Raw genomic sequence first — 10,445 nt, 5'->3', positions numbered from 1 at the left:
CAGCCGCGCGAACCGCTCTCCCCCGCGCGTGTCGACACGCTTATCCATCTCGCAAAACCAGAGGGGTGATGGTCAGGTATAAAGGCGCCCACTGGCGCCTTTTTTGATGTGGTGTATCCGTAGACCGTTTCGTCAAAGGGAATAATTTTTATCTTCACCCATATCTATTTCGCTCTGTGTATTGGGAACCGAGCGTCCTATTTCTGCCAAACATTCAAAAATATAAAGGGAATGTAATGAATGTTTAAAATATGATAAACCCAACACTTCAAATTACCGATATTGCTTTTATTAATAAGCAGAAACCAGCATAACACCCCAGGAAATAACCTTTTCTTTTCGTATAGTTAGAAAAATAACACTTACTAAAGCAAGGTTTATTTTTATACCCCCCCCTATGAATAAGCATGAATAACTTAAAAATAATATGGCGAAAAAAGTGTTTTATTTAATCTGCGAATTCGATAATGAATATTGTTTTTAGTGTTGGCCGAAATAGACACAGCAACGCTTGATTAAGTGATATTTTGCGAGCATCATCGCAATTATTTACCCGAAAATGAAATCAATGACTTCCAGTAAATCCCTGCAACGGGCAATTGCCGACATCACCATCTGGCGTAAAGGCGAGCAGCGTGCTCCGCACAAGCCTCTGCTGCTGCTTCATGTGCTGGCGGGGTATCAGCAGGGTCACGGTCGCCTGTTTGACTACGGGTCGGAAGTTCGCGACCCGTTGCATAGCCTGCTGGAGCGATTTGGGCCACAGCGCGCGCAGTACCGCCCGGATATGCCCTTCTGGCGCTTACAGGGAGATGGGTTCTGGGAGCTACAAAACGCCGAGCATTGTTCAACATCCGGCAGCAGCAAACAGCCCCCCGCCGGAGAACTGGTGACGCATAACGTTGCCGGAGGTTTTGATGAACAGCATTTTGCCCTGCTGAAAAAGAGCAAAAACCTCATTAACACCCTGGCACAGCAAATTCTCGAGGCTCACTTCACCGAAAGCATCCAGGAAGAGATCGCGGATGAACTGGGATTTGATATCCTGCAAATCCGCAAACAGCGGGACCCATTGTTCCGCCAGCAGGTTCTGCGTGCCTATAACTATGAATGCGCCATTTGTGGCTTCAATATGCGCCACGACAGCACCTCAGTCGCCCTGGAAGCCGCCCATATCAAATGGAAACAGCACGGCGGCCCGTGCGAGATTTCAAACGGCCTGGCGCTGTGTGCAATTCATCATAAAGCCTTTGATAAAGGTTCGATTGGGCTGGATGAGAGTATGCGGGTTCAAGTGTCGCCCGCAGTGAATGGCAGCGGTATGGTGGGCAGACTGTTCTGGGATTTCGACGGTAAATCGATAGCGCTACCGATGATGCGAGAGAATTACCCAAAAGAAGGGTTTGTGGAGTGGCACAGGAAGGAGGTGTTTAGAAGGTGAGTGCGAAGGCCGGACTCGCACCGACACATTTAGCGGAACGGTCGGATTGCAGGAATCAAACATACGTAATCAGAAAGCAAGTATTTCGATAGTTCTACGAGAGCAATCGGTGAACAGGTGCGGGAATTATTGGCACAAGGTCTTGCACCAGCAGCAATGCAGGATAGCAATCCGTAAATCCGCCTTCTACCGGCTAAAGGCATTCGATCATCTCTTTGATATTTGAGGATTCCAACCATCGGAGATTGGAGACCTAAAAATTACGCCTAACAGTCTACACAAGCCCATAACAAATCAGTTTTATTCACAGCCTCTCTTCGTGCCACCTCTGTTTGTAGTAACATTGTCTCCATACGAAGCATTCTGGCTTTGATGCCTCTCCAGATGACATAGAAACAGGATGCAGTTTGAACTTTTGTTACAAAGTGGAAATATGATGCGCTTGTTGGAATTGGCCGAACAATACAGAAAAGAAGCGAATAAGTTACTAAACCCAAAGACTAAATCTGCGCTGGGTCAGTTCATGACCCCGGCTCCAATATGTTTGTTTATGGCGAGTCTGTTTGACGACATCAAAGGTGATTTAAAACTACTTGACCCTGGTTGCGGGGTTGGGTCGCTATCTGCAGCATTCATAGAGAGAGCCCTGGTGTCGCAGGTCAAGAGCATACAGCTTGATGTCTTTGATATTGAAGATGTGATGCTACCGTTCCTAGAAAAGACATTGAATGCTTGCAGCGAGGTCAGAAAAGGTTTTTTATCTTATAAAATCAATAAAATGGATTTCATTATAGATACAAGTCTATTGTTGAAAAATCATGCTTGTAGTGAAGAGATTGAGACTTACAGCCATGTGATTATGAATCCTCCATATAAAAAAATTCTCTCTTCAAGCCCACATAGAATCTCGCTAAGTAGTGCGGGTATAGAAACCGTCAATTTATACTCAGGTTTCGTTGCATTAGCCCTAAAACGGTTGAAGAAAGGTGGAGAATTAGTTGCAATTATTCCACGCTCATTCTGTAATGGCCCGTACTATCAGCCTTTCCGCGAACAATTACTTTCGGAAACCTCCATCAAGCACATCCACATTTTTGACACCCGAAATACTGCTTTTGCAGAAGATGAAGTTCTTCAAGAAAATATTATTATTCATTGTGTTAAAGGTGTTGCACAAGGACAAGTTACAATCACATCAAGCCCAACCTCCGATTTTCAACTTGATGGTGAGTCAGGGCAAATCACGGCTACTGATATGACATTACGGAAGGTTTCAATAGAAAATATAGTTAATCCGGTTGATAAACAAAAGTTTATTCATATTGCTGCAAGTCCAAGAGAGCAGGACATTATCGAAAGATTATCGCCTTTCACTTCGACTTTAGATGATCTAAATATTCAAGTAAGTACTGGGCCAGTGGTCAACTTCCGACTTCGAGAAGATCTTCGTGAAAGTATTGACTCAGAGTCAGTACCACTTCTTTTTCCTCAACATTTAAATGGGAAGGTTATTTGGCCTCTTGATGGAAAAAAACCCAATGCGATTAGGGTTTCAGCTTCATCACTCCCATGGCTTTGGAAAAATGAAGGTAACTTCTTGATTATAAAACGATTTAGCAGTAAGGAAGAAAAACGTCGAATCGTTGCAACATTATATGACTCATCCCTACCGGGGGAACTTATCGGTTTTGAGAATAAAACTAATGTTTTCCATATTAAGAAAGTTGGTATGGATGCGGACCTTGCCCGTGGGCTTTATGTTTACCTTAACTGCACTTTACTTGATAAATATTACCGCCAGTTCGGAGGGCATACGCAAGTTAATGCTTCTGACCTGAGATCAATTCACTACCCTTCATTAAAAGTATTACGAAAAATGGGACGCGAGTTGGGTGATGAGATTCTGAACCAGAATCAAATTGATGAAATTATTAACAGGGAGTTAGATCTTATGACTGAAGGAAAAATGACGGACCCATTAAAATCTCAGGAAAAAATAGAGCAAGCTCTTGATGTATTGCGCCAACTTGGGATGCCTCGTGCTCAAATAAACGAACGTTCAGCTTTAACCTTGCTTGCATTGCTTGATCTTCATCCTGATGGCGAATGGGATAAAATTCAACGCCCAATGATCGGCGTAACACCAATAATGGATTGGTGTAGAGATATATATGGCAAAGAATATGCCCCAAACACTCGCGAAACTTTCCGCCGACAGACTCTTCATCAATTTTGTGATGGAGGAATAGCCTTATATAACCCAGATGAACCTAATCGTCCGGTAAACTCCCCTAAGGCTTGTTATCAGATAGCCCCTGAGCTACATAAAGTATTGCTAACTTATGGTACTGCTAAATGGGAAAAAGCACTCGAGGAGCATATGGCTAACATATCAACATTAGTTGAGCAATATGCTATGGCAAGAAAAATGGAAATGATCCCTTTAAAACTGAATGATGGTACAGATTTGATTTTAAGTCCTGGAGCACATAGCCAACTGATCAAGGATATCATCGTTGAGTTTGGTCCTCGCTTTGCACCTGATGCAGAAGTTATTTACATCGGTGATACTGGCGCAAAAGAAGATCATTTCAGAAAAGAAAGACTTGAAGAATTAGGAGTTACAGTTGACCGGAAAGGGAAACTGCCCGATGTTGTTCTCTATTGGCAAGAACGCAACTGGCTATTGCTAATTGAATCCGTTACTTCACACGGCCCAGTCGATGGAAAGCGTCATGGTGAATTAGCAAAGTTATTTGCGAATGCTAAACCAGGGCTGGTCTATGTTACAGCATTCCCTGACCGTAAGTTGATGGCAAAATATCTTATCGAGTTGTCTTGGGAAACCGAAGTCTGGGTGGCTGATGCCCCTACTCATATGATACATCTTAATGGCGATCGGTTCCTTGGACCACACACCTAAGCAAACTGTTTGATCCAACCGTCAATGGAGCCGAATGTATCCGGCTCCACATCAGTACAAACAAAAAAACTAATCACTACCCCATAGAAGAACATCCGAATAAAGCTACACGTCAAGTTTCAAAAGACTTCATCATTCTGTTTTTAAAGATATTTAAACTATGGCACGCATTTCAGTTTCTAAGGAACATACGGCTTAACGATAAGGGAAGGAACTACTTATGGCCATGTATTAACATACCAAAGTCACTATCATGCACATTGGCTTTTATACGGGCAAGGATTCATGCATTTTTTACATGTGGAAGAATAAAATATTATTCTTATCTACTTGTTCTATAAAAAATTCTTGGTGCGAAGGCCGAACTCAAATCATATCTTAACATGTTAAATAAAAAGACTTTATTTACCACAGCTCATTAAAGTGCCCCCATTTGTGCCCCCATCACTTTTTACCCCCTTCAAACGGCAACACTTCAATAAGAAAGATTAATAACTTCAAAACATGATCTCCGGTTTGGTTCCGTGCTACGGATGCAAACCGGAAGAACGAAGAACCTAAAAAATTTCTTTACGGAAAACTGTTCAACTGCCATTATTTATCTTTATTTTCAATATGATATGCGGTTAACAGTCCGTAAACAGTGAACACTTTACTGTTCACTTTCCGGGATTTAAGGTTAAAAAAGACCGGCTGATGCCGGTCCGGGTAGGTTATGTCGCGGTGGTTTCGTCGCACCGGGGCAGCCAGTCGGCGTTGCTTTCCTCCCTGAGCGCAAGGTTCGTCTACATCCCCTGATTTGTTCGCCGCTTGGCGTAATTCAGCCCGTACTCTTTCAGTATCGATGACAGTCCTTTGCCGAACATGGTGAGGCTGAGTGTGTTCTTTTAGCCGTGCGCCTCCATGTAAACCAGATAGGCGTGATACAGGTACAGGCGCGGCTGTCGCGGGATGATATTCGCATTCCCCATATACATACCGTCAGGCTCGGGCAGTGCCTCCAGATAACCGCAAAAATCGAATGTCGGGTCGCGTGGCGGAAAGAGCATTACGCGCAGAATAAAATCATTCTGAATATTAATACGTTATTCGCATTACCAAAATTTTGTACCTAAAATTAAGCCCACTACAAAATGTAGTTATTGATGGTAAAACACTCAGATAGTATGGTACCAACATCTCTAACTTGTGATGAAAAGGCATTCTTGTGACATACACTTTTGAAAAGTCTAGACTCTGGCAAACAACTTTAGGAAAAACTAATGATGAGGATATTGAGAAGTTAAGGATTAGCTTTCTTGATTTTAGAAAAAAAGTTGAACCTTTAGTTAAAAATATAGAAACAGAACTACCTGGATTAACTATACATGATATAATTCATATTGATTCTTTATGGGATGTGGCAGACCAGATAATTGGTGATAAAGAATATTTAAACCCAATGGAAGCATATGTATTAGGAGGGGCATTTCTTCTGCATGATGCAGCACATGTAAGTATCGCATATGATGGCGGCTTCAGCGCATTGAAAGAAAAGGATGAATGGAAGGATTTGATCGCTCTCAAATTTAAAGGCATCGAGCCTAGACCAGGCTCTGAAGATGAGAGAAGAGCCCTATTTGAAATAGTAAGGCAACTACACGCAAATCAAGCGAGACAACTTATTAAACGCTCGTGGATGTCTGAACCCTCGCAAAGTTACTATTTTATGATTTCTGATGAAGAAATAAGAAATTATTATTCTGATTTAATTGGAGAAATTGCAGAAAGCCATCACTGGAGCTCAAAGAAAGTATATGATACTTTTCTTGAACGGAGGATTAACGCCCCTGCATTTTTTAACAAAAACACATGGGAGGTCGACGCACTAAAAATAGCTTTTATATTACGAACGGCTGATGCTGCTCACATTGATTCAAGAAGAGCACCAACATACTCCTATAGTTATCTTTCCCCTGCTGGAATATCTAAAGAACATTGGCATTTTCAAAACAAATTAGGCCGTGCCACATTAATTGACAATCAATTTTTGAGAATATCCTCAGGCTCTTCATTCTCAGAAGATGAGCGAACTTCATGGTGGTTAGCATTTGATACGGCAAAAATGATAAATAATGAATTGCAAGATGCATACAATTATTTATCTGATGCAGACAGAGAACTCCTCGATGCAAAAAAAGTTTTAGGCTCTGACTCACCTAAAAACTTTTCAAAATATGTTAAGGCTGAAGGATGGGAACCAGAAGATATTTCTATTCATGTTAGCAACCTACCAAGATTGATTTCAACCCTAGGAGGAAAAGCCTTATATGGTGAAAAAAACTACGTTGGGATTAGAGAATTAATACAAAATGGACTTGATGCTATAATTGCAGCAAAAAAACTAGGGTATCTTGATAGCCATGAGGGGTTAATAAGTTTAATTTTAATTAAAAATGAAAATAAAACCTGGACTCTATCTATAATGGATAATGGTCTCGGCATGAGTAGACATGTATTATCTAATATACTTCTAGATTTCGGAAAATCACTCTGGAATAATGATGAAATAAGATACGAGCACCCTAAATTAGCGCAAACTGGGTTCAGCTCAATTGGGCAGTTCGGTATAGGTTTCTATTCAGCGTTTATGTTGTCGAATAAAATAACTGTTATAACTAACAGGTACAAGTCAAAAAATGATGAGAATAACACTCATTGGAAACTTACTTTTCAAGGAGGTCTTATCGAAAGACCTTTTATTTCTCGTCCGAATGATAATGAGCAATTAAAAAAGCATGGTACTATAGTTTCGTTAGTTATTGAGGACGAAGTATTCCTAGATTTATTATCACTAAAAAATACTGAAGACCATGAAGATAATAAAATAATTCATAAGAAATTTTCACAATTGATAAAGTGGATACTTCCCACTTGTGAAACAGATATAACCCTTTCTTTTAATGGTATAAAAGAAAGAATTTTAACAGCCAATGACTGGACTGAAATATCTGATGCAGAACTACTATCCAGATTAAAACCTGATAGTTTAGAAAGAAAATTATACCCTTTAATTTACAATGAAAGTATAGTAGGAAGATTAAGAATTGCCGAGAGTCCTTACTTCTATCTAACAGAAAGACCTTCTGCAAGTGTGACCTACAAGGGGGCTTGCGCAGGTAAGATTTTTGGTCTAAATGGCGTATGTATCTCACACAAGAATAATGAAAAAGCAGAAAGAAATGATGCTATACCTGACTACCCTTTAGAAACATGGAGAAACTGGGCTCTTAATTTAGTCAGGAGTGAACCTTTGCTGTCAACCACTCACTTACTTCGATTACATTCTCTTATACCAGATGAGGATTTACAGGTATGGTATATAGGTGAAAACAGATCTTCTCTAAATGACATAATAGAATTCATATCAAATGTTACTGAGTTTTCTGTAATTGACAGTAGAATAGAATATGACGAGGATGAAGATGATGATGTGAAAAGTTCCGAATTCGAAGATGATTTCATCCTCGATGATAATGTCATATTAATACCATCTAAACGTTGGCCTCGAATAGATAATGAAGGGACATTATTTGATGATATCATTAGCTCATTAATCCATAGTAAAATAGATTATAACCAAGTATTGAAAGAAACAATCAATTCAACTGATGTTGAGTTTGAAGAAGCTAGTGATTATATGACAGTTGGCGATGTGAATGGCACTTTAATTTCAAGATGGGTGACAGTATATAGAAAATAAAAACACTCATTAATGTTAAATAAATGGGCTGCTAATTTATATTAATTAGCAGTTCCAATTTATGCTTTAGCAAAAGCATAGGTTATTATAGTGTAAATAGACCCGTTTTAGTTCCAGGCATTTTTTGAGATCCCGGCCAAATTGACCCTGGCCCAAAATCAATGCAGTGCTAAATCAGAGATCTTCGTCTTTTTGCAGGCTCCGGATAAATTCAGCCGGAGTCATGTCATTTAATAATGAATGTGTCCTCTCATGATTATATTCTCTGCGCCACTTCTCGAGTTTATCCTGCGCATCTTCCAGCGACAGGAACCAGTGAATATTCAGGCATTCATCCCGCAGGCTTCCGTTAAACGATTCAATAAACGGGTTATCTGTCGGTTTTCCGGGGCGGGAGAAGTCCATCGTCACACCGTGTTCATACGCCCATTTATCCAGACTTTTCGAGATAAACTCGCTACCGTTATCTGTTTGAATACGTACCGGCAGACGATTATCCAGCACCCGCAGCGCTTCCATTACCCGGACCACATCTTCACCCTTCAATGATTTTCCGGCATGGATCGCCAGGCATTCCCGACTAAAATTATCCACTACAGTCAGCGCCCGGAAGCGCCGTCCATTAAACAGACTATCCGACACGAAATCCATACTCCAGCACTGATCGATGTACGTCAGGGACGGACACTGCTGACGGTGTGCCGCACTGATATGCCTGCGGGGACGTTTCCTGCGCAAATTCAGGCCTTCCAGACAATAAATCCGGTGTGTTTTCTTATAGTTAATTAGCCAACCTTCTCGTCGCAGCAGAACGTGAATGCGCGGACAACCGTAGCGTATTCGTGTTTCCGCAATTTCCTTGATGCGCAGCGTTATTGCCCGATCGTCACGCCGACTCTGCCAGTGGTAGACAGTTCTGCTCTGCATCAGCAATCCGCATCCCCGACGGACGCTGATACGGTATGCCTCTCGCAGGAAATGTACCGCCTGGCGCTTCTGAGCCGGCCTCAGAAATACCCATCTTTCTGCAGACTTCCCCGACGCGGGTGCCGGTTTCGGCCTGTTTCAGTGCAAACGCAATCTGTTCTTCGGTATAACGGGTCTTTTTCATGGCAATGCGCCTCTCAGTGAGATGGAAGAAAGACCGAAGACTTCAGTTTAGCCTGGTACTGTTTTCAGGGAGAAGATCAATTACACGGCCACGATATGCCGTAAGACAAGCAAGAAACTCAGGGAACCGGCTGGAAGGTTAAGCCGGGTAATATCGCGCTTTGGTTGTCGATAACGCACCAGCCATATCACTGGCCGGATTCGAGTCGATGTAATCGTTCTGTACGGCATAACGCATAATGGCCGTGACACGCTGCTGAAGACGCTGAGCTACGTCATGCTTACCACTGGCATCAACTTTTTTAATCGGGGCTAACAGGTGGCTGGGTTTGAGCTGGCGAATATCGGATGAACCGATATAAGGGAAGATATATAGCTCAAGATAGCGTAGAACGCGCGATCGGTGGTCTTCACTCCAACGCTTGTTATTAGCATGCCATTCACGAGCGATAGTCTCGAAAGTAAATGCCCCAGAATTCTCGGCCTGAGCTTCTTTCTGCTCGGCTTTTGGGTCAATGCCCTGCACTAACAGCTTTTTAGCTTCGTCACGTTTTGCTCTTGCCTGAGCAAGCATCACAGTAGGCCAAACACCAAAAGCTAGGCGATCCTCTTTTTTGTCAGAGGGGCGTCGGTATTTCATGCGCCAGTATTTATAACCTTTGGCCGAAACCTCGAGATACAAACCGCCGCCATCGGCCATTTTGTAGGTTTTGTCTTTTGGCTTTGCTGTCTCGACCTGTCTGGCGTTGAGCTTCATTTGGGGGCACATTTCTAATCGAAGTTAAGATGCCCCCAGTTATGCCCCCAACAGCATCCGGATTTCAACGGACTACCTCGGACGACTCAGGATATAAAAACCGCTGCAAGCATTGATTTTAAAGGGTTTGGTGGACTTTCTCGGATGGTCTTGGAAGTACTAATGGTGCCGAAGGCCGGACTCGAACCGGCACGTATTTCTACGGTTGATTTTGAATCAACTGCGTCTACCGATTTCGCCACTCCGGCACGGAAGGGATGCGGAAAACGTTGTGGATTATACCTGTCATGCGCCACCATGCAAGCGCCAGCGTGTGTCTGGCTCGCTAAGTGTTGAAAATTTCAGCATTACCTTTCTTAGCTGTAACCCTCATAACAGTTTGCCCCCTCCTTAATCCCCCCTTCTGCGAAGCGTCCCGTTTCCCCATGCTCTACACTTCCAGTTCAACACCACACTGAGGGAAACACGATGT

At 42.3% G+C, this 10,445-nt stretch carries 3 protein-coding genes, 1 tRNA gene and 3 pseudogenes; 3 read left to right on the top strand and 4 right to left on the bottom strand.

Translation table 11 applies throughout. The features are described 5' to 3' along the window. Positions 1 to 568 precede the first annotated feature (568 nt). Positions 569 to 1,441: a phosphorothioated DNA-binding restriction endonuclease gene (locus tag FDW94_RS00960; RefSeq protein WP_137376983.1), complete on the top strand. Its 873-nt coding sequence runs from the start codon at positions 569 to 571 to the stop codon at positions 1,439 to 1,441. Between the two features lie 400 nt (positions 1,442 to 1,841). Then, entirely contained in the window at positions 1,842 to 4,364 is a 2,523-nt protein-coding gene (locus FDW94_RS00955; protein WP_249358208.1) for a BsuBI/PstI family type II restriction endonuclease, read from the top strand. A gap of 713 nt (positions 4,365 to 5,077) precedes the next feature. Here FDW94_RS00955 and FDW94_RS00950 read toward each other — a convergent pair. Continuing rightward, a pseudogene (locus FDW94_RS00950) lies at positions 5,078 to 5,395 on the bottom strand (primase-like DNA-binding domain-containing protein); the annotation flags it as partial. Between the two features lie 176 nt (positions 5,396 to 5,571). Between FDW94_RS00950 and FDW94_RS00945 the strand changes: the two are divergent. Continuing rightward, positions 5,572 to 8,106: an ATP-binding protein gene (locus tag FDW94_RS00945; protein WP_137376982.1), complete on the top strand. Its 2,535-nt coding sequence runs from the start codon at positions 5,572 to 5,574 to the stop codon at positions 8,104 to 8,106. Between the two features lie 174 nt (positions 8,107 to 8,280). Here the strand turns inward: FDW94_RS00945 and FDW94_RS00940 are convergent. From FDW94_RS00940 to FDW94_RS00930, 3 genes and pseudogenes are all read right to left on the bottom strand, one after another. After that, positions 8,281 to 9,217, bottom strand: a pseudogene (locus FDW94_RS00940) (IS3 family transposase). A 78-nt stretch (positions 9,218 to 9,295) separates the two neighbouring features. Continuing rightward, positions 9,296 to 9,973: pseudogene (locus FDW94_RS00935) on the bottom strand (integrase arm-type DNA-binding domain-containing protein); the annotation flags it as partial. 163 nt (positions 9,974 to 10,136) lie between these two features. Beyond that, a tRNA-Leu gene (locus tag FDW94_RS00930) sits at positions 10,137 to 10,221 on the bottom strand. Between the last annotated feature and the right edge of the window lie 224 nt (positions 10,222 to 10,445).

The sequence above is a fragment of the Citrobacter sp. wls757 genome (assembly GCF_005280935.1).
In the GTDB taxonomy this organism is placed as follows: domain Bacteria; phylum Pseudomonadota; class Gammaproteobacteria; order Enterobacterales; family Enterobacteriaceae; genus Citrobacter; species Citrobacter portucalensis.
This window is presented reverse-complemented; position numbering and strand designations above follow the sequence as displayed.

Excerpts from the sequence above, each read along its gene's own strand:
- FDW94_RS00960 (WP_137376983.1), top strand. The coding sequence starts at position 569 with ATGACTTCCAGTAAATCCCTGCAACGGGCAATTGCCGACATCACCATC.
- FDW94_RS00955 (WP_249358208.1), top strand. The coding sequence starts at position 1,842 with ATGCAGTTTGAACTTTTGTTACAAAGTGGAAATATGATGCGCTTGTTG.